Origin of the sequence: Acinetobacter sp. UBA1297 (assembly GCF_002307755.1) — a bacterium.
Classification (GTDB): domain Bacteria; phylum Pseudomonadota; class Gammaproteobacteria; order Pseudomonadales; family Moraxellaceae; genus Acinetobacter; species Acinetobacter radioresistens.
Genome location: NZ_DBUF01000026.1, coordinates 96,886 through 117,655, shown reverse-complemented (window position 1 = coordinate 117,655; position 20,770 = coordinate 96,886). Strand labels below are relative to the sequence as shown.

Annotated in this window: 16 protein-coding genes; 8 read left to right on the top strand and 8 right to left on the bottom strand. The window is 43.6% G+C overall.

The features are described 5' to 3' along the window. Positions 1-45 precede the first annotated feature (45 nt). Complete coding sequence (znuD, locus tag B3R63_RS10980) at positions 46-2,079, top strand: zinc piracy TonB-dependent receptor ZnuD (RefSeq protein ID WP_286731107.1); 2,034 nt, start codon at positions 46-48, stop codon at positions 2,077-2,079. A gap of 102 nt (positions 2,080-2,181) precedes the next feature. Continuing rightward, positions 2,182-3,645, top strand: a complete 1,464-nt coding sequence (locus B3R63_RS10975) for a phospholipase D family protein (RefSeq protein ID WP_151838679.1) — start codon at positions 2,182-2,184, stop codon at positions 3,643-3,645. A gap of 52 nt (positions 3,646-3,697) precedes the next feature. Here B3R63_RS10975 and B3R63_RS10970 read toward each other — a convergent pair whose 3' ends face one another. Beyond that, a complete protein-coding gene (locus B3R63_RS10970; protein ID WP_151838678.1) occupies positions 3,698-4,144 on the bottom strand; it encodes a hypothetical protein in 447 nt (148 codons plus the stop codon). 162 nt (positions 4,145-4,306) lie between these two features. Between B3R63_RS10970 and B3R63_RS10965 the strand changes: the two genes are divergently transcribed. The 3 genes from B3R63_RS10965 to B3R63_RS10955 all read left to right on the top strand — a co-directional run bounded on the left by B3R63_RS10965 (position 4,307) and on the right by B3R63_RS10955 (position 6,632). Continuing rightward, positions 4,307-4,738, top strand: a complete 432-nt coding sequence (locus B3R63_RS10965) for an RcnB family protein (protein ID WP_151838677.1) — start codon at positions 4,307-4,309, stop codon at positions 4,736-4,738. 211 nt (positions 4,739-4,949) lie between these two features. Continuing rightward, positions 4,950-5,681 (top strand): Bax inhibitor-1/YccA family protein, encoded by a 732-nt coding sequence (locus B3R63_RS10960; protein WP_005023419.1) that lies wholly within the window; start codon positions 4,950-4,952, stop codon positions 5,679-5,681. 147 nt (positions 5,682-5,828) lie between these two features. Beyond that, positions 5,829-6,632: an enoyl-ACP reductase FabI gene (locus tag B3R63_RS10955; protein WP_005016413.1), complete on the top strand. Its 804-nt coding sequence runs from the start codon at positions 5,829-5,831 to the stop codon at positions 6,630-6,632. A 284-nt stretch (positions 6,633-6,916) separates the two neighbouring features. Here B3R63_RS10955 and B3R63_RS10950 read toward each other — a convergent pair whose 3' ends face one another. The 7 genes from B3R63_RS10950 to B3R63_RS10920 all read right to left on the bottom strand — a co-directional run bounded on the left by B3R63_RS10950 (position 6,917) and on the right by B3R63_RS10920 (position 16,423). Next, positions 6,917-8,320 carry an efflux transporter outer membrane subunit gene (locus B3R63_RS10950; RefSeq protein ID WP_075040842.1) on the bottom strand — a complete coding sequence of 468 codons (1,404 nt, stop codon included), beginning with the start codon at positions 8,318-8,320 and terminating at the stop codon, positions 6,917-6,919. Positions 8,321-8,330: 10 nt separating this feature from the next. Continuing rightward, positions 8,331-10,319, bottom strand: a complete 1,989-nt coding sequence (locus B3R63_RS10945; protein WP_005405801.1) for a MacB family efflux pump subunit — start codon at positions 10,317-10,319, stop codon at positions 8,331-8,333. Between the two features lie 2 nt (positions 10,320-10,321). Beyond that, positions 10,322-11,662 carry a MacA family efflux pump subunit gene (locus B3R63_RS10940; protein WP_151838676.1) on the bottom strand — a complete coding sequence of 447 codons (1,341 nt, stop codon included), beginning with the start codon at positions 11,660-11,662 and terminating at the stop codon, positions 10,322-10,324. Positions 11,663-11,773: 111 nt separating this feature from the next. Next, positions 11,774-12,718, bottom strand: coding sequence for a DNA polymerase III subunit delta (gene holA / locus B3R63_RS10935; RefSeq protein ID WP_286731099.1), 945 nt, complete (start codon positions 12,716-12,718; stop codon positions 11,774-11,776). Positions 12,719-12,737: 19 nt separating this feature from the next. Further along, the gene (gene lptE / locus B3R63_RS10930; RefSeq protein ID WP_286731096.1) at positions 12,738-13,253 is read right to left on the bottom strand and encodes an LPS assembly lipoprotein LptE; all 516 of its coding nucleotides are present in this window, start codon (positions 13,251-13,253) and stop codon (positions 12,738-12,740) included. A 27-nt stretch (positions 13,254-13,280) separates the two neighbouring features. Continuing rightward, complete coding sequence (gene leuS, locus B3R63_RS10925; protein WP_151838673.1) at positions 13,281-15,902, bottom strand: leucine--tRNA ligase; 2,622 nt, start codon at positions 15,900-15,902, stop codon at positions 13,281-13,283. A gap of 116 nt (positions 15,903-16,018) precedes the next feature. Continuing rightward, entirely contained in the window at positions 16,019-16,423 is a 405-nt protein-coding gene (locus B3R63_RS10920; protein WP_151838672.1) for a DUF4124 domain-containing protein, read from the bottom strand. Between the two features lie 641 nt (positions 16,424-17,064). Between B3R63_RS10920 and B3R63_RS10915 the strand changes: the two genes are divergently transcribed. The 3 genes from B3R63_RS10915 to ilvC are packed head-to-tail and all read left to right on the top strand — an operon-like array spanning position 17,065 to position 20,331. Continuing rightward, positions 17,065-18,792 carry an acetolactate synthase 3 large subunit gene (locus B3R63_RS10915; RefSeq protein WP_005016394.1) on the top strand — a complete coding sequence of 576 codons (1,728 nt, stop codon included), beginning with the start codon at positions 17,065-17,067 and terminating at the stop codon, positions 18,790-18,792. Further along, positions 18,789-19,280, top strand: coding sequence for an acetolactate synthase small subunit (gene ilvN / locus B3R63_RS10910; protein ID WP_005016393.1), 492 nt, complete (start codon positions 18,789-18,791; stop codon positions 19,278-19,280). The genes B3R63_RS10915 and ilvN overlap by 4 nt, the downstream gene beginning before the upstream one ends. 34 nt (positions 19,281-19,314) lie before the next feature. Further along, positions 19,315-20,331, top strand: a complete 1,017-nt coding sequence (ilvC, locus tag B3R63_RS10905) for a ketol-acid reductoisomerase (protein WP_005016389.1) — start codon at positions 19,315-19,317, stop codon at positions 20,329-20,331. Positions 20,332-20,770 lie beyond the last annotated feature (439 nt).

Here is a 20,770-nt window from a genome sequence, read left to right as displayed (position 1 = left end):
TGTTATAACATAACATCCTATTAAAAGTACACTTGAGTCAACAAGATGCAGTTTTCTAAGAACTTTCTAACTTTATCGATTATGGCGGTGGTTTCTCCGGTAATTTTTGCTGAAGAAAATAGCTCTGTTCAGCAGCTGGAAACAATACAGGTAACAGCTCATCTGCTGGTACAAAGCGCTGTAGATTACGCGGCGGCAGATAATATTATTGAAAAAGAGCAACTGGTCCAGGGCGGTACAACAATTGGTGAAGCTTTAAGTGATCAGGCGGGGGTATATTCCAACCAGTTCGGGCCCGGTGCTAGCCGCCCTGTAATTCGCGGTCAGGAGGGAGCACGAGTGAAGGTACTGCAAAATGCCTCAGAAACTATGGATGTTTCAACCTTGTCGCCTGATCATGCTGTTATGGTTGACCCTGCGCTTGCCAAGCAGGTAGAGATCGTGCGTGGGCCATCTACCTTGCTGTATGGTGCCGGTACAGTGGGAGGGCTGGTTAATGTTACAGATAGTAAAATTCCGACACGCATACCTGATAATGGTTATGAAGGCCGTGCAGGGCTGCGTTACAACAGTGGTAATGATGAGAAGCTTGGAACAGCAGGTGTGACATTGGCTTTGGGAGAACAGGTGGCACTTCGGGTTGAAGGGCTAAAACGTGATGCCAACAATTATATTGCGCCAGACTATTATCATGAGCATAGTCATGGCGACCACAGCCATCTGGTAAAAGAACGCAGGGTTGATAATACCTTCGCACAATCCGATACAGCCAGCGTCGGACTTTCCTGGATTCATGATCGCGGGTTTACCGGCCTTTCCTATACGAACCGCCAGGACCAGTATGGTTTACCTGGACATAGTCATGAATATGAAAGCTGTGANNAACACGAGCACAGTCATGAAGAGGATCATGATCATGCCGGTCCTTGGGTTGATTTAAAATCTGAGCGTTATGATTTTAGAACCGAGCTGGATGATCCTTTTGCAGGATTTAAAAAATTACGTGCTCAAGCCAGCTATACCGACTATAAACATGATGAAATTGAAGAGGGTGAAGCCGCTACCACATTTAAAAGTATGGGTTATGATGCGCGTCTGGAACTGGTGCATCAGCCGGTCGCAGCATGGGAAGGCGTCATCGGGACGCAATTTGGTCGTCAGAAGCTGGATATTACCGGTGAAGAATCTTTATTTGCCGGGCCAACCACAACAGATAAGTGGAGCCTGTTTGCTTTAGAACACACCCAGTGGAATGATGTACATTTTGAGCTGGCAGCACGTTTTGATCAGCAAAAGATTGAGATTGATTCACCACAAAAAAATTATGATGATCATGCCTTTTCTTATTCGGGCGCTGCTAACTGGGAATTCTTGCCTGATTATAAACTGTCACTGGTTGCCTCGCATCAGGAGCGTTTACCTCTGGCTCAGGAACTTTATGCCAAAGGCAAGCATTTGGCTACTAATACCTATGAAATCGGTAATGAGAATCTGGACACAGAAAAATCAAATAACATCGAACTGGGTTTTCATTATGAGGGCGACAAGCTGAATTATCATGTTCATGCTTACCATAACTGGTTTGATGACTATATTTATGCTCAGACACTGGACCGCTTCGAAAACTTCCGCCTGGTTGAATATACACAAGATAAAGCACGTTTTTATGGTGCTGAAGGTGAAGTATCCTATCAGCTGTCGCCACGCTATAAAGCCAGTCTGTTTGGTGATTATGTTCGTGGCAAGATTGAAACAGAAGGTAATGCACCACGGATTCCGGGCGGACGTCTAGGTAGCAAGCTTGATGCGGACTTTGGTGATGGTTTCTCTGGTATGGCTGAGTATTACCATGTCTTTACCCAAGACAAAATTGCTGCGTATGAAACTGAAACAGAAGGCTATAACATGGTCAATCTGGGCTTGGCCTATTCGGCACGAGCGACAGATAAAACCGATTACCGCATCTATGTGAAAGCCAATAATCTGCTGGATGAAACGGTTTATAACCACGCTTCTTTCCTTTCAAATATTCCACAGGTTGGCCGTAACTTTACTGTCGGGCTGGATTTTAATTTTTAGATAAAAGGCTTGAGCTATTTAAATAAAAATGGCTCACGAAAAAGCTCTTGAAAAATCAGCTGATAAAACCTAGCCTGAACCGATTGGGTTAGGTTTTATCATATGCGTATCTTTCATCGAATTCATCATAAACTGAACTGGTCAGGCCGCCGTTATATCGCTACGATTATAGCCTTGATGGCTGTAGGGTACTTCGCTTCAGCCATTTATCATACTTATAAACCTTTACCAGAAGGACTAGACTTCGAAGGCCGGTTGCGCCATGCCAATATCAAGTTTCTTGCCGATGAAACCTATATCGATATTCAGGGACGGCAGCAGGCGGACCAGCAGATATTCAATGAAATGCTGAAACTGATTCAGGAAGCCCGCACGACCATTGTGCTGGATATGTTTTTATATAATCCCGAAATTGGTGCCGCCAAGACTACGCACCGTCCTCTCACCCAAGAACTCACCAATGCGCTGATCAGTAAGCGCCGACAAATTCCGGGTATTGATATTACCGTGATTACTGACCCGATAAATTCAGTCTATGGGGGAATTGCGCCTGAACATTACCGACAATTGCGTAAAAGTGGTATTGAGGTTATAGAAACCGACTTAACACCATTGCGGGCTTCTAATCCATTATGGTCAGGTTTCTGGTATATCTGTTGTCAGGGATTAGGGAATAATCCAGAGAAAGGCTGGCTTCCCAACCCGTTCGGGCAGGAAAAGGTAACTTTACGCAGCTATTTGCATCTCATTAATTTTAAAGCTAATCATCGTAAAACACTGGTGGTTGACACTGAAGCTGGCTGGAAAGCACTGGTTACTTCAGCCAATCCGCATGATGGCAGTTCACGTCACTCCAACATTGGACTGGTCGTAACAGGCAATACTGCTATGGATGTGCTGAAAACTGAGCAGGCTGTAGCCGGAATGTCTCAAGGAGAAGCGCCAGTTGTAGTAGTCGGTGAGTTTGAAGAGGATTCAAATTATCCTCAGGTTCAAGTTCTTACAGAAGAAGCAATTTACCGGAAAGCTCTGGATTTAATCAATTCTGCCAAGGCTAATGAACAGATTGATCTGGCCATGTTCTACCTTTCGGAACGGCATATTATTAAGGCATTAATTGCTGCCCATGAGCGGAGGGTAAAATTGCGGATACTACTTGATCCGAATAAAGATGCTTTTGGCCGCCAGAAAAATGGTATACCTAACCGTCAAGTAGCAATGGAGCTGCATCAGGTGGGGATTCCTTTACGCTGGTGTAATACCCAAGGCGAGCAATGTCATAGCAAAATACTGTTGAAACGTGGTGAGAATCAAAGTGAAATAATTGCCGGCTCTGCTAACTTTACTGCAAGAAATTTGAAAAACTATAATCTGGAAACAGATTTAAGAGTAGTTGGTCATCCGCAAGCACAGGTTTTTGTTGATGCTCAAAGCTATTTTGATACAGCTTGGTCTAACCTGAATGGACGGTCTATGAGCGTGCCTTATTCTCAATATGCTGATCACTCAAAATTAAAATACTGGGCATATCGTTTTATGGAGTGGAGTGGTATATCCACTTTTTAGAATATTCTAAAAAGGGCAGGAGGTTTATATAATCTCGTGCCCGATAAAATAATCAGTGAGTGGGCGGGATCAACTGATCAAGTTCGGCAGGTGTCAAATTCTCCAGTTCACTCAGGTCAGTTTTAATATGCCACTGACTTTCATCATCCACCGGATTCGGCAAGCGGGCTTCTAGCCAGTCGCAAACCACATCAGGCGGAAAATCTACATGATTACATTGAATTACCCAAGCGAGAAAATCCTTGGCTGCTCCATTCATATAAGGTGGAGGTGAAACGGGTAAAAACTGTGTGGGCAGGCGTTCATTGGTCGATAGATAATTCAAAATATGGCCCAGTTCCTGTACGGTTTGCCAAGCTAGCGGGTGTTCAATATCGATGTAAAATTTGAACCACCAGGTATGTTCACCATCATTTCCATGTGCCGCAATTCGCTGTTCCTGTACACATGGAACCCTACTGAAAAATTGATAGAGCCGTTCAAAGCTTAAGTCAGACACAGACCTGTTTCCCATAGCAAAACAAAAATGCATCTTAGCATATTTTTGCTTTTACCCGATTTCAGCTAGTTCTTTCAGTTTGGAGAATAAAATACTTAAAAAATGTTTATTTTTTATTCATATTTTAGGGCTAAGATAGAAATATAGATCTGGAGTACTGTCATGCATAACCTATTGCGTCTAGCTGTCCTTGGTAGCCTGTGTTTGGGAATGGCATCATCTGTTTTTGCTGACAGCAGTAACCGCTGGGGAAATTATCGCGGTGTAGAGCGCCCTGCCAAGCCATTGCCTCCGCCACAGTACCGTCCGCCTCATCAAAGACCTCCACAATGGGGCACAGGTCCGCATCGGCCTTATCCTCAATATTCTTATCCACAGCAGAGAGGGCCTTATATTGAGTACCGTTATGAGCTACCTAGACACTATGAATATAGTAATCAGCGACAGGTAATCTTGAATAGTCAATTTCCAATTCAGTATCAGGGAAGCCAATATGTTATTGATGAGGGGAGTGAGCCGAAATTACCTGCTCCACCAAAAGGTTACCGCTGGGTGCTATCCTCTGGTTACTATCAGCTGGTTCCAGTTCAATAACTATGTATAAACTCAGAGACCAGTAGTTTTTATGAGTATTAAATAGAGATAAGTAATTCAAGTGCTTATTTTGACAACTTTAATAAAAGATAAATCTATTTATAATGAAATAGCTTAAATTAACAAAAAGAAGCAAGCTCTTCATCGGCACAAAAGAAATTCGGTTTAAAATTTGATTATCCCTAAATTACAATAAATGTTGAGTTCAATTATGCAAAGTAATAACCCTGTATTAACCCGGGTTGAAACCTATAGTGATTTCAACCGACCTATGACCATCCGGGGCGCAATTCAAAAATCAGTGATGCTGACTGTTGTATCTGCTGTAGTCGGTATTGCGCTGTTCTTTTACTGCGCTATGACTGCCAATGCCAACCTGGCCTATTCAGCAGCCTTGGTCGGTATGTTCGGGGGGCTGATTCTGGCATTGGTGACAACGTTTAAGCCTAATACTGCTCCCACACTGGCCGTTCCTTATGCTTTATTTGAAGGTGCTTTCTTGGGTGGTATTTCTTTTGTATTTCAACTGAAATACCCAGGCGCACCACTTCAGGCCTTACTGGCTACCTTTGTGACTACACTGGTCATGTTTGCCCTGTACCGTATGCAGATTATCCGTGCGACTGAAAAATTTAAAGCAGTGGTGATGTCTGCAACCTTGGCGCTGTGTATTGTCTTCGTCATTCAGCTCATCATGCAGTTTGCCTTTGGCTCGGCCATTCCTTACCTGTTTGAGAGTAACTGGCTAGGTATTGGTTTCGCCGTATTTGTTGCAGTCATTGCTTCATTAAACCTGATTCTGGATTTTGACCTGATTGAGACAGCCGCAGCCCAAGGTGCACCAAAATCCATGGAATGGCTGTGTGGTATTGCCTTGCTGGCTACTCTAGTCTGGATGTATATATCATTCCTGCGTTTGATCGGTCTGTTATCGAATGACTGATCTTCTCTATAAAATTTGCAAAAATTGCCTCATGTATTGAGGCAATTTTTTATAAAAAGAAAAAATACGAAAAAAGGTGCTTTATGCAATTTCACAATTATTCAAGACTTGGCATTATGCAGACAAATTATTTAAAGTGAGAATCCCATGGCACAAGGATTATTGGCAGGTAAACGCTTCTTAATTGCGGGTATTGCGAGTAAGTTATCGATTGCATTTGGTATTGCACAGGCACTGCATCGTGAAGGGGCTGAGCTGGCTTTTACCTATCCGAATGAAAAATTAAAAAAACGTGTGGATGATTTTGCTGAACAGTTCGGTTCTCAACTGGTATTTCCTTGTGATGTGGCGAATGATGCTGAAATCGAAACAGCCTTTACCGAGCTGGCAAAGCACTGGGATGGTCTGGATGGTTTAGTGCATTCAATTGGCTTTGCTCCGGCACATACACTCGATGGCGATTTTACCGAGGTTACAGACCGTGAAGGTTTCGGTATTGCACATGACATTAGTGCTTACAGCTTGATTGCCATGGCACGTGCTGCCAAGCCTTTACTGCAAGCACGTCAGGGCTGTGTACTCACGCTAACCTACCAGGGTTCAGAGCGCGTGATGCCTAATTATAATGTCATGGGTATGGCTAAAGCTTCATTAGAGGCTGGTGTTCGTTACTTGGCATCAAGCATGGGTCCTGAAGGTATTCGTGTCAATGCCATTTCTGCCGGTCCAATCCGTACACTGGCAGCTTCCGGAATTAAATCTTTCCGTAAAATGCTAGATGCTAATGAACGTGTTGCGCCATTACGCCGTAATGTCACTATTGAAGAAGTCGGAAATGCGGCTTTATTCCTGTGTTCTCCATGGGCATCTGGTATCACTGGCGAAATCCTGTATGTTGATTCCGGTTTTAATACAGTTGGCATGAGCCAGGCTTTACTAGAAACTGAATAAAAGATATTTACTTAAAAACGGCCATTACAGGCCGTTTTTATTTTTATAGTCCTATTTTCATTAAATCTAAAAAGGTCTAGTCTTAAGTTCTTAAGGGTGTTTATAAAAGTAAGTTTTACTAGAATCCAATGGGCTGATGAAATAAAAATTTATGGCTAAGTTTAAATACTGAATAATATATAAATACTTGAGAAATTAAAAACTGATTATTAACGAAATTCAAAACGACAGGTATTAAGCAGTAAAAAAGCCCAACAATGAGCTTTTTTAAAATTTTTCTCTGTTCAAGGAAGCTGTTGAATGGGACTGCCGCCTAAAGCCTGCATTAAGGTAACATAAGCATTATATTGGTTCTGTTTAGCCTGAACCAAGGCAATACGAGCATTACGAGTAGTTTCTTGAGCATCCAGATAGTTGCTTAAAGCCACAGCACCATTGCGATAACGTACCTCATATAAACGTTCAGTCCGTTCCGCCAAAGCCAGATTCTGTTCCTGATAGCGAACCTGTTTATCCAGTTCAGTCCGGGCTGAGAGTGCATTTTCTACATCAGCGAAAGCTTGATAAAGAGTCTGTCGATAGTTCAAGATACTTTTTTCATAATCCAGTTCACTGATAGCTAAATCACGCTTCATATCATTCCACTGCAAAAAAGGCAGGCTTAAATTCGCTCCCAGCGTTAGCGCAGGATTTTGTAAAAGCTGGGTCAGGGAAGTACTGGTTGAACCCAGATTTCCAGTCAGGCTGATTGAGGGATAATAGCTGGCTCGAGTTGCATCTTTGGTTGCCAATGCCTGACGTAAACGTAACTCGGCAGCACGTAAATCTGGGCGACGCGCTAAAATTTCTGCAGGTAGACCCGCGCCAATAACAGGCAGGCGAATGACAGGTAAGCGCTGCGGTTCCTGAATATTTAACTGCTGTACCGGAATCTGTAGAAGTATAGCGAGTGCAGTGCGTGTCTCCACCAGCTGTTGTTGTAACTGGCTCAAACTGGCCCGCTGACTTTGTACAGCCTGTTCTGCTTGGGCTACTTCCAGTCCAGACACAGCACCTGCACGGTATTGTACCCGGACCAGATCTAAAAGCTTTTGTGAACTTTGCAGGTTTTGGTTTTGTACAACCAGGCGCTCATTCAGATAGCCTAACTGCCAGTAAAGATTTGCTGTGTTACCAATCAGGCTTTGGGCAGTAGCCTGTAAATCCTCAGCCGTTGCTGCGGCTTCCCAGCGTGCAGCTTCAGTCTGTCGGTCTAAGCGACCAAACAGATCCACTTCATAACTCACTCCACTGCTGAGGGATACCCCCTGCGACTGGTCATCACCTGAATTCAGATCAATCCGATGTCCTGTCGAGACACCCGCATTTACCCGGGGTAACTCGGCATTACGTGCCAGCTCGGCACGTAAACGTGCCTGACGTAGAGTTAGTCCCGCGACAGCTAAATCTGTGTTGCTGGCTAAAACCTGATTTACCAGAGTGTTTAACTGCTGGTCTCCAAACAGTGTCCACCATTGATCTGCATAAACATCGGCATGAATTTGCTTGCCATTTACCGGGCTGTTCTGAAAGCTGCCCGGAATTTGTATATTTGGCTGCTCATATGGTGTTTTTACCATTGCCGCACAGCCGACCAGAGAACTTGTCAGAAAAAGTGCGGCAGCAAGTTTAGTCAACTGCAAAGACATGAAATTCTCCTTATTCTCTTGAAAGGGCGGCAACAGGATCAAGCTGTGCAGCATTACGTGCCGGTAAAAATCCAAATACAATACCAATCATGCTGGAGCAGACAAAGGCTGCAATCATGGAGGTGGTGGAGTAAGCCATCTGGAAAGACCCGTTAGAGAGCTTGGTAACCAGCTGGCCTAAACCGAGGGAAAGCAAAACGCCCAGAATCCCGCCCAGAATACAGACCAGTATGGCTTCAATCAGGAACTGTTGCAGAATATCACTCTGGCGTGCTCCTACCGCCATCCGTACCCCGATTTCCTGGGTACGTTCGGTGACTGAAACCAGCATAATATTCATAACCCCTATTCCGCCCACGACCAGAGAGATTACTGCAATTGCAGACACCAGCAGGGTCATGGTTTTGGTTGTATTCTCAATGGTTTCGCGGATGCTATCCGAGTTCTGACTATAAACGTCCTGAGCACCATGACGCTGTTCCAGCAAAGACAGAATGGCATTTTCAGCAGCCGAACTGGAATATTCATCTTTTACCCGTACAATAATACTGCGCACATTGGACTGACCCAGCATCCGGCTCATTACAGTAGAGTAGGGCAGATATACATTCAAACTGTCGGAACCAAACATACCAGCATTGGCTTCGACTACACCAATCACTCGACTTGGTACGCTTCCGAGCAGAATGACCTGTCCAATCGGATCGGAACCATCTGCAAACAGGGTCTTTTGAGTATTACTATCAATGACCACATCCTGTGAGCGTTCATTAATAGCAAATTTATCAAATGCCTGCCCTGCAGTGAAATTTAAACCGCGCACATCAAAGAACTGATCACTGACTCCATTTACAGTAATCGAAGCCTCAGTATCCTTAAAACGGCCAGTGACACTGTTATTGACTGTCGGAGAAACCCCCTGGACATAAGGCTGATCTGCCAATGCGTCGGCATCAGCCGGAATCAGGGTTTTTACCTGAGAAGAGCGCGAATTATCGCCAAATCCACGACCCTGATAGATGGTAATAGTGTTGGTACCCAGACTGCTGATATTTTCTAAAATCTGTTTTTGTGAACCATTACCGAGTGCTACCACTGACACTACCGAAGCAATCCCGATAATAATACCCAGCATAGTCAGAAAGGTCCGCATCCGGTGCGCATTCATGGCCAGTAAGGCCATACGGAATGCTTCACCTAAACGGTCCAAGGCCGAGCGCCAAGATGAAATTTTTGCTTGCGGTTCTTTTACTAAGGTTTGTACTGGTTCTAGCGCTGCTTCATTTTCCTGATATTCCGGTATGTTTTGCCGGTCATCAATAATCTGTCCATCACTGATTTCGATAATTCGTGTAGCATTTTTGGCAACATTAATATCGTGTGTTACCAGAATAATCGTATGGCCTTTGGCATTCAGTTCACGCAAAATGCGCATTACTTCTACACCGCTATGCTTATCCAGCGCGCCAGTTGGTTCGTCAGCCAAGATGACATCACCGCCATTCATAAGTGCACGGGCAATTGAAACACGCTGCTGCTGTCCGCCAGATAACTGGCTTGGACGGTTTTGGGTCTTATCTCCTAAGCCTAGATCTGTCAGTAACTTCTGTGCACGTTCATGCCGTTCAGTGCTGTCTGCACCTGCATAAATTGCTGGAACTTCTACATTCCCTGCTGCACTCAAATCACCCAGCAGATGGTAGCGCTGAAAAATAAAGCCAAAATACTCACGGCGCAACTGAGCCAGCTCATCTGGTTCCAGTTTGCGGGTTTCTTTACCATTGACCTTGTAACTACCCTGGGTGGGCTTGTCCAGACATCCCAGAATATTCATCAAGGTCGACTTGCCGGAACCGGACTGACCAATAATAGCCACCAGTTCACCTGGATAAATTTTTAGATCAATGCCTTTAAGAATCTGGACAGTGCCTTCACCCGCCGGAAATTCACGAGTGAGCTGGCTGACCTCCAGTAAAGGTTGCTGCTGATTCTGACTCATGCTTACATTCTCATTGGGCCGCCACGGTTACTGCGTTTGGCATTTTCATTCGAGTTATCGGAACCATCTGCAATGATGACCTGATCACCCTGTTTGAGCCCTGCAATAATTTCTGCAGTGACTCGGTTATTCAGACCCACCAGTACCTGTTGTGGACGGCTACTACCATCAGCTTGTAATACCCTGACACTCGAGAGTTTGGCTTTACCTTGTGCCACCAGTTGACGCTGCTCGGCAGTCAGGTTAAGACGTTGCGGGCGGTTCGAGTTTGCAGATTTATTATCAGTATTTCTATCTGGGCGTTTATCACCGCCTGCTGCGCTACTGCCTTCACCACGTGTACGTTGTGGACGGTTGGCAGTTGTAAGGGCAGAAGCCGGTACAGTTAACACGTTATTGGCTTCTGCCAGAATAATGTAGACCTGTGCAGTCATATCAATACGCAGCTTGCCATCTTCATTGGGCACATCAAATAGTGCGTTATAGTACACCGCAGTACTGGATGAGCTTGAAGTATTATTGGTAGTTTCTGAATTGATTGAGGTTGGCGCAGGCTCAACCTGACGCAGGCTGGCATAGTGTTTAGTTTCACTATCACCTAGTGTCGTAAAATAGACTTTTTGGCCAGGCTCTACTTTCATTACATCAGCTTCAGAAATTTCAGCCTTGATAGTCATATTGTCGAGTTTTGCCAGCTTAACAATGGTAGGTGCACTCTGGTTTGCGTTTACGGTCTGACCTTCTTCAGTCACGATCGCAACGACAGTACCATCCATTGGTGCTACAATGCGGGTATAGCCTAAATCTTCACGCGCGGTAGCTAAGGTTAAACGCGACTGTTCAATCTGGGCATTAATTGCTGCAATTTCTGCCTGAGCAGTACGATAACTGGCGAGAGCAGATTCATATTCAGCACGTGAGGTAGCATCCTGTGCGTACATGTTCCGCTGGCGCTGGTACTCAGCTTCAACTTTAGCCAGATTGGCCTGTCTGACCGCCAGCTGCGCCTGCTGGTTTTTGATATTCGCCTCAGCGGTCTTAACTTCATTTTCTTGACGAATCGAATCAATCTGTGCAATCAGCTGGCCTTGCTTTACCTGATCTCCCAGTTTCACATTCATTTTTTTGACCTGACCAGAAACCTGGGCCCCGACATTAACCATTTGGGTCGCTTCCAGGATACCTGTTGCCAGTACCGAATCTTCAATATTGCCGCGTGTGACCTCAGCGGTAATATATTGCGGCTGTTCAGGTTCCGGCTTCAGAAAATACCAGGCAAGGGCTGCAATTACGGCAATACTGACTGCGATGATAATCGCTTTGGTTGGCTTTATTTTTCGCATGATGATTCAGGTTAAGGGAAAAAATTTGTTTAAGTATAAGAATAAAATGAGGATAAATATTGAATTTTTTTAAATATCTGATAATGAGTTACATTTACTCAACTGTTTTAATCAGGCTGAGTATTCAAATAGGCTAACACCGCATAGTTCGGCAATTGCCTGCTGACAGAGATGCTCGGCATTTTCTTCACTCATGCCCTTAATTGCAGCATCAATGTGCAACAGCAAACCCGGCCAGGTTAAAAACTGTCTCGGATTAAGACGGCGTAAAACCTGCTGGTAACTGGAGATTTTAGTCTTCCAAATGCCCAGTTGCAGTGCATTCTGTGGTTGCTCAAATAACTGCATCAATAGCCGCATTTCACGGCTAATAGTCCAGAGTATTAGACTCATGGGTTCACCTGAGGCCAGCAGATACTGGAAAATACGGATTGACTGTGCCAGATTGCCAGCTAACAAAGCATCGCTCAGATCATAGGTGCTATAACGTGACTGGTCCTGTAAACAGGCATATAAATGTTCAGTGAGAATTAACCGCTGTTCGGGAAACGTATCACTAACACGCATCAGGCTGTTTTTTGCAGCAAGCAGATTATGTTCATGATGTTGCATGAGCCACTGCCAGGCTTCCTGATCCAGCTGGATACCTANNACTAGCGGCACCACTACACCATTTGCCTCAACTACTTGAAAAAAGGCAGATTTGAGACTGCTACTGTCCTGCTTTGGCATCACCACTAACAGTAGGTTAGACTCATTATGCTGGATATAGTTTTTCAGCTGCTTGAGGGTGCCAGCATCTGGTTTGATATTGCCGTGTACTTCAACGGCAAGATGCTGTGAAAATAATGACAGGCTATTAAGCGCGTTAAAGACTTGCTTCCAGTCAGAAACACTGGAAATATCATAACGCTGCCGTTCAGTTTCCTGTACCTGCCATGACTGGCGAAATGCATCAAGCAAGTTCTGTTCCAGTAATGGTTCCTGCCCGTGCAGGATCCAGGTACCGCGAGCATCCGCGACACGTTTTAAAGCCTGGAGGTAATCAATTTTCATAAACTGTATTTACAGGCTGTCAAGATGCATTCTGTATACGCGGCAAGCGGTTAGAGCTGATCTGGCGACTGATTTGCTGGGCAATATCATCAATTAGTAGCCGCTGTAAATAGCCTTCTTCCTGATTATCTGTATTTATAGTTTCCACATCATACTGGTAGCTGCGTGATGCAGTAAGGGTACGTGGTTCGGTGACCGGATTACCCTGATGATCTTCAATCTGGATGGTGACAGTCAGACGCAGTAAAACCTCGGTGAGCTTACCATTAAGCAGTTGGCGTCTTGGTGTATATTCTACTACCCGAAGTACATAAGCATCTGGTGAATTGGTCAGCTGAATGCCTGCGGCAGTCAGATAAATACTTAACTGACTCTGTAGCTCTTCAGCATTTGCAGGTAAGACAAGACTTAATTTTTGATAGGCCAGAGGCATTGCTGTAGGTTCTGTTCCCTTGAGATGAAACCCACAGCCAACCAGGCCTGCACTTAAGCCTAAAGTTAAAACAATTGCTGCTAAACGTTGGGCCAGGTGCATGCCATTTCCTCTTTGCTATATATTTAATTAAACGACCAAGTTAACCAGTTTGTTTGGCACAACAATTTCTTTTTTGGTTGGTCCTGTCAGGAACTGCTGGATATCTGGCAGGGCTTTGGCCTGAGCCAACAGATCCTCTTTAGAAATATCGACAGCAACTTCAAGTTTGCCACGAAGTTTACCGTTTACTTGTACCACAATAGTTTGCGTATTACGAGTCAATGCAGACTCATCCACAACAGGGAACAGTGCAGCAGTTAAATCACTTCCAAACTTGGCCAGTAGTGTCTGACTTAAGTGTGGCGCAAAAGGGGCAAGCAATGTAAGCAGTGCCATGATGGATTCACGTGCAACTGCCACATCATTATCATCTTTTGCCTCAAACCTGTTATTGGCATTCAACAGTTCCATCATTGCCGCAATGGCTGTGTTAAATGCATGACGACGTTCAATATCATCACTAACTTTCTGGATGGTTTCATGTGTTTTACGACGCAAGTCTTGCGCGGCAGCAGACAATGCAGTTTTGTCGATGTTTGATGCATTGTTACCTTTTTCAAGGAAGCCAGTGGCTAAACGCCATACCCGTTTCAGGAAGCGGTTTGCACCTTCAACACCTGCATCCGACCATTCAAGTGACTGATCTGGTGGGGCAGCGAACATCATGAATACACGAGCTGTATCTGCGCCGTACTGGTCAATAATAGCTTGCGGGTCAATACCGTTATTTTTCGACTTGGACATTTTTTCTTGTCCGCCGATAATCACTTCTTGACCATCCCCTGTATATTTTGCAGAAATGATGCGGCCTTTCTCATCACGTTCGAGTTCGATATCAGCAGGATTAAACCAAGTTTTCTTACCATTTTCTGCTTCACGATAGAACGTATCTGCAAGTACCATACCTTGAGTTAACAAGTTGGTAAATGGTTCATTACCTTGTACCACACCTTCATCACGCATTAATTTGTGGAAGAAACGCGCATAAAGTAAGTGAAGAATCGCGTGTTCAACACCACCAATGTATTGGTTTACAGGTAGCCAGTTTTGAGCTGCTTCAGGTTTAACCATGCCGCCAGTAAAATCTGGAGAAGCATAGCGTGCGTAGTACCAAGATGACTCTACGAATGTATCTAAAGTATCTGTTTCACGGCGTGCATCGCCACCACAGCAAGGACACTTGGTCTCGAAAAACTCAGGCATTTTATTAAGCGGGTTACCTGAACCATCTGGAACAACGTCAGTCGGCAATACAACCGGAAGTTGATCTTCTGGAACTGTGACTTGACCACAAGTATCACAGTTAATCATTGGAATTGGACAACCCCAGTAACGTTGACGAGAAACACCCCAGTCACGTAAACGGAATTGAACTTTAGAATTTGCTAAGCCTTGTGGTTCTAATTTCGCAAGAAATGCATCGAATGCAGCTTGGAATTCTAGACCGCCAAACTCGCCAGAGTTAATAAGTTTACCTTCTTTAGAACCGTACCATTCTTGCCACTCGGTAGCAGAGTAGTCTGCATCGTCAGCACCTTTGGCATCAATCACTTGCTTAATTGGCAAATTGAATTTGTTGGCAAATTCAAAGTCACGTTCGTCATGTGCTGGTACAGCCATAACTGCCCCAGAACCATAAGACATTAATACGTAGTTTGCGATCCAGACAGGAAGCTCTTCGCCAGTTACAGGGTGTTTTACATACAAGCCTGTTGCCATGCCTTTTTTCTCGGCTGTTGCCAAGTCAGCTTCTGCAACTGAACCCATACGGCATTCTTCAATAAATGCAGCCAATTTATGGTTATTTTCAGCAGCTTTAAGCGCAAGAGGGTGTTCTGCTGCAACCGCCACGTATGTCACGCCCATAAGCGTGTCAGCACGTGTTGTATAAACAGTTAGGCCGTCAGCATAAATTTCGGTATTGGCAGATGGGAACGTAATTTCCATACCTGTAGAACGACCGATCCAGTTACGTTGCATGGTCAACACTTGTTGAGGCCAGCCGTCTTTTAGCGTGTCCAGATCGTCTAATAATTCTTGTGCATAGTCTGTAATACGGAAGTAGTACATTGGAATATCGCGTTTTTCAACCAATGCACCAGAACGCCAGCCGCGGCCATTTTCTACCTGTTCATTGGCCAAAACTGTTTGGTCAACCGGGTCCCAGTTCACTGTTGAAAGTTTACGGTAGATCAAACCTTTTTTATAAAGCTGAACGAACAACCATTGTTCCCAGTGATAGTACTCTGGTGTACACGTTGCAAATTCACGATCCCAGTCTACAGATAGGCCGAGTTTTTTTAATTGGTCTCGCATATAAGCGATATTTTCAAATGTCCATTTTGCTGGAGCAACTTTATGTGCAATTGCCGCGTTCTCAGCAGGTAGGCCAAACGCATCCCAACCCATAGGCTGAAGCACGGTTTCACCCTTCAGACGATAAAATCGGCTAATAACATCGCCAATCGTATAATTACGCACATGACCCATATGGAGTTTGCCACTTGGGTAAGGGAACATCGAAAGGATGTAACGGTGCTTACCTTCAACCGTATCGGCAACTTTAAATACTTTACGATTATCCCAGTCTTGTTGGACTTGAGGTTCAATCGCGCTCGCTTGATATTCAGGGTCAATGTGAGTAGTCATAAACGTCTAATGAACAGCAATAAAAATTTTGTGGAAAGCATAGCGCAAAATATACCTAAATGTGAATTTTGCAGATGCTTTCTTTATGAAAAGTTGTACTTTAATCAAAGATTGGCTTAACGAGGTTGCTGATTCACATTTTCTGAAGGAGTTGCCAGTGTTTGAGGGGCAGCAGCAGGAAGGACTGGAATAGCCTGCGTTTGTCCATTTTGTTGAGAATTACTCGATGGTACAGAATTAACTTGTGGCGTTTGCATATTCTGCGGCAATGCTACAGCTTGGCTATCTTGAGTATTAGGCTGGTTTGTATTGAGTGGGGCTGAATTATGCCAGCCATAAGTTTCCACTTTGCCTTTTTTCTTGGCTGTTTTGGGGGGTGGAGTGGTCGTATAGTGAGTTGTCCCTTTATGGTCTACCCATTTATAATATTGCTGTGCTAATAATGGCTGGCTAAGACCTGCACCCATACTGATAATAATCAGATGTATCAAGCTTTTACGCTTTAATGAACTCAATACCATGGCTTTCATCCTTATAAAAATCAGAGAAGGGTTTAGCGTTTCCAAGCAATAGATACTATTAAAATACACCTGTTTAAGTAGGTAGTAATTATCAGTGACTAATCTGCCTCATTATATTTAATTTAGAAAGAAAAATATGGGTAATTTTTTATACAGAGAATTATGTATATAACTTTTTATATTCAATTTTTTTAAGAGAGCTCAAACTTTTTTTTATAATTAAAATACTGATTCTATTTGTTAAAAAATATATTTATGAATTTTTTAAAAAAATAGTAGAAAAATTGTTCGAACTATTTATTGAGCAAAAAAAGCCAATCTTTCATCTTGACTTTACAGTCTGAAACAAGAAAAATGCTTGCTCAGGTTTTATATGCATCTGTTCGATCACCCTTCGAATAAATGACATGATACGCAATGGGCATTTCCTCTAGCCGAGGAGATGTACAAAACCATAAAATATGTTTATCCCAGCATGTTTTAGATCACTGTGCCGCTCAAACAGCAGCCCGATCAGAATTTTTTCCTATTGCGGCAAAAACTATGAAATATGTGTGCTATAACAGTGCAGACAGTTAATGAATTAAGCACTTATCTATGCCTTCCATATGATAATGCAAATAAGATTAGGGTGAATCACGTTGGAACTTTTATCTGGTGGTGAAATGCTCGTTCGCGCACTCGCGGATGAAGGCGTTGAACATGTTTTTGGATATCCAGGCGGTGCAGTTTTACATATCTACGATGCGCTATTTCAACAAGACAAAGTCAAGCATTACCTCGTGCGCCATGAACAGGCTGCAGGTCATATGGCTGATGCTTATTCACGTGTTACCGGCAAAACTGGTGTAGTTCTGGTTACCTCAGGTCCAGGCGCAACCAATACTGTAACTCCAATTGCAACTGCTTATATGGATTCAATTCCAATGGTCATTCTGTCTGGCCAGGTTGCAAGTCATCTCATCGGTGAAGACGCATTTCAGGAAACAGATATGGTCGGTATTTCCCGTCCAATCGTAAAACACAGTTTCCAGGTTCGTCATGCCAGTGAAATTCCGGCAATTATTAAAAAAGCGTTCTATATTGCAGCATCTGGTCGTCCGGGCCCTGTTGTGGTTGATATTCCTAAAGATGCGACCAATCCGGCTGAAAAATTTGCCTACGAGTATCCGGAAAAAGTGAAGATGCGTTCTTATCAGCCGCCTTCACGTGGTCATGCAGGTCAGATCCGTAAAGCAATTGACGAACTGATCTCGGCCAAACGTCCAGTAATTTATACTGGCGGTGGCGTAGTACAGGGCAATGCTTCTCATCTGCTGACTGAACTGGCACATACTCTGGGTTATCCGGTAACTAATACCCTGATGGGACTGGGAGCATTCCCGGGTAATGACCCTCAGTTTATTGGTATGCTAGGTATGCACGGAACTTATGAAGCCAATATGGCGATGCATAATGCTGATGTAATTCTGGCGATTGGTGCGCGCTTTGATGACCGTGTTACCAATAATCCGGCAAAATTCTGCCCAAATTCTAAAGTTATTCATATTGATATTGACCCTGCGACCATTTCAAAAACGATTATGGCGCACATTCCAATTGTAGGCGCAGTAGAGCCGGTACTACAGGAAATGCTGGCCCAGTTGAAGCAGATGAATGTTTCCAAGCCGAATCCTGAAGCAATTGCTGACTGGTGGAGCCAGATCAATGAATGGCGCAAGGTACACGGCCTGAAATATCAAATGGCTAATGATGGTTCAATGAAACCGCAACAGGTAGTAGAAACCCTGTGCAAATTGACCAATGGAGATGCCATTATTACTTCTGATGTAGGGCAGCACCAGATGTTTGCTGCACTTTATTATAAGTACAAGCGGCCACGTCAATGGATCAACTCTGGTGGTCTGGGTACCATGGGCGTAGGTTTACCATATGCCATGGCTGCCAAACTGGCCTGTCCAGAACAGCAGGTGGTTTGTATTACTGGTGAAGCTTCTATCCAGATGTGTATTCAGGAATTATCAACCTGTAAACAGTATGGCCTGAATGTCAAAATTCTCTGCCTGAATAACCGTGCACTTGGTATGGTAAAACAGTGGCAGGATATGAATTATGAAGGTCGTCATTCTAGTTCTTATGTCGAGTCCTTACCTGATTTTCCAAAACTGATGGAAGCGTATGGTCATGTTGGAATCCAAATTGATCATGCAGATGAACTGGAGTCTAAACTAGCCGAAGCGATGGCGATCAATGACAAGTGTGTCTTCATCAATGTCATGGTAGACCGTACTGAGCATGTATATCCTATGCTGATTGCAGGTCAGTCTATGCAAGATATGTGGTTGACAAAAGGAGAGCGCACGAAATGAGACATATTATCTCTGTACTCGTAGAGAACGAAGCCGGCGCGCTTTCCCGTCTGGTCGGTTTATTCAGTCAGCGTGGCTACAATATTGAAACCCTTAACGTGGCACCAACTGAAGACCCAACCTTGTCACGTTTGACCTTAACAACTTATGGTGATGACCATAAGATCGAACAGATTACCAAGCAGTTGAATAAGCTGGTTGAAGTAGTAAAAGTGGTCGACCTGTCTGAAGGTGCTCATATTGAACGTGAGCTGATGCTGATTAAAGTCAAAGCATTAGGTGCAGCGCGAGCCGAGATCAAGCGTACCGCAGACATCTTCCGGGCCCAGGTAGTGGATGTAACCCCGACCACCTATACCATCCAGATTGCAGGGACAACAGAAAAAATAGATGGTTTTATTGATGCACTTGCAGAGAATACCATTCTTGAAGTGGTTCGCTCTGGTGTATCAGGCATCGCGCGTGGCGAAAAAGTTTTAACCATCTAACTGAATTTAAAAAGCATTATAGCGGAGATAACAAATGCAAATTTTTTATGATAAAGACTGTGATTTATCAATCATCCAGAGCAAAAAAGTAGCGATTATTGGTTACGGTTCACAAGGCCACGCACATGCACTGAACCTGAAAGATTCTGGAGTAGACGTTACGGTTGGCCTGCGTGCAGGTTCTACCTCTTGGAAAAAAGCAGAAAATGCTGGCCTTAAAGTTTCAGAAGTTCCTGAAGCAGTCAAACAGGCTGATCTGGTTATGATCCTCACTCCAGACGAATTCCAGTCACAACTTTATCGTGATGTTATTGAACCAAATATTAAAGAAGGTGCAACACTTGCATTTGCCCACGGGTTCTCTGTTCTTTATAACCAGGTTGTTCCGCGTAAAGATCTTGATGTCATCATGATTGCACCGAAAGCACCAGGCCATACCGTACGTTCAGAGTTCCAGCGTGGTTCAGGCGTTCCTGATCTGATTGCGATCCATCAGGATGCTTCAGGTAATGCACGTAATGTTGCGCTGTCTTATGCTTCGGGTGTAGGTGGCGGCCGTACTGGTATCATTGAAACTTCTTTCCGCGAAGAAACTGAAACTGACCTGTTTGGTGAGCAAGCTGTACTTTGTGGCGGAGCGGTTGAACTGGTTAAAATGGGATACGAAACACTGGTTGAAGCAGGGTATGCACCAGAAATGGCTTACTTTGAATGTCTGCATGAACTTAAACTGATCGTAGATTTGATGTTTGAGGGTGGTATTGCAGATATGAACTATTCAGTATCAAATAATGCTGAGTATGGTGAATATGTGACTGGTACTGAGGTTATTAATGAACAGTCTCGTGAAGCAATGCGTAATGCATTAAAACGTATTCAGTCAGGTGAATATGCGAAGATGTTTATTCAGGAAGGTGCTTTAAACTATCCGTCCATGACTGCGCGTCGCCGTCAAAATGCTGCTCATGGTATTGAAGTAACAGGCAATAAACTTCGTGCAATGATGCCGTGGATTCAAGCTAACAAGATTGTTGATAAAGAGAAAAACTAAGTTTCTGTCTTTATTTATAAAAACCCTGCATTATGTAGGGTTTTTATTTTATGAGTGAAAAAATCAGAATATCTATTTAGTGATTATTAAATATTCTGTTTTTAATTTTTTATTAAGTACTCTTTCTTAAATTCTACTTCATGATAAAAATCTTGATGCTTAAAATTGTTAAATAATGATCTGTTTTAATTGTTCTCAAGATTTATAAAATACCAAATTTAAAAATAATTTCAGGCCAAGTTAACGAAAAAATTTACCGGGTTCCAGAATACATATTTCATATTGGATGTATGGCTATTATGAGTTTTAAAATGATGAGCTAAAAAGGACTGGAAAATAAATCATCTATTATTTCGTGCTGTTTTTCTGGTCATTTATTTTTATTTTAACGTTCTATAGAATTTTCTAGATAAAAGGTAATTTTTAAAGCATTATTTAA

Excerpts from the sequence above, each read along its gene's own strand:
- ilvC (WP_005016389.1), top strand. The coding sequence starts at position 19,315 with ATGCAAATTTTTTATGATAAAGACTGTGATTTATCAATCATCCAGAGC.
- B3R63_RS10945 (WP_005405801.1), bottom strand. The coding sequence starts at position 10,319 with ATGAGTCAGAATCAGCAGCAACCTTTACTGGAGGTCAGCCAGCTCACT.
- B3R63_RS10965 (WP_151838677.1), top strand. The coding sequence starts at position 4,307 with ATGCATAACCTATTGCGTCTAGCTGTCCTTGGTAGCCTGTGTTTGGGA.
- B3R63_RS10940 (WP_151838676.1), bottom strand. The coding sequence starts at position 11,662 with ATGCGAAAAATAAAGCCAACCAAAGCGATTATCATCGCAGTCAGTATT.
- lptE (WP_286731096.1), bottom strand. The coding sequence starts at position 13,253 with ATGCACCTGGCCCAACGTTTAGCAGCAATTGTTTTAACTTTAGGCTTA.
- leuS (WP_151838673.1), bottom strand. The coding sequence starts at position 15,902 with ATGACTACTCACATTGACCCTGAATATCAAGCGAGCGCGATTGAACCT.
- B3R63_RS10960 (WP_005023419.1), top strand. The coding sequence starts at position 4,950 with ATGCAAAGTAATAACCCTGTATTAACCCGGGTTGAAACCTATAGTGAT.
- B3R63_RS10950 (WP_075040842.1), bottom strand. The coding sequence starts at position 8,320 with ATGTCTTTGCAGTTGACTAAACTTGCTGCCGCACTTTTTCTGACAAGT.
- B3R63_RS10955 (WP_005016413.1), top strand. The coding sequence starts at position 5,829 with ATGGCACAAGGATTATTGGCAGGTAAACGCTTCTTAATTGCGGGTATT.
- B3R63_RS10975 (WP_151838679.1), top strand. The coding sequence starts at position 2,182 with ATGCGTATCTTTCATCGAATTCATCATAAACTGAACTGGTCAGGCCGC.
- B3R63_RS10920 (WP_151838672.1), bottom strand. The coding sequence starts at position 16,423 with ATGGTATTGAGTTCATTAAAGCGTAAAAGCTTGATACATCTGATTATT.
- ilvN (WP_005016393.1), top strand. The coding sequence starts at position 18,789 with ATGAGACATATTATCTCTGTACTCGTAGAGAACGAAGCCGGCGCGCTT.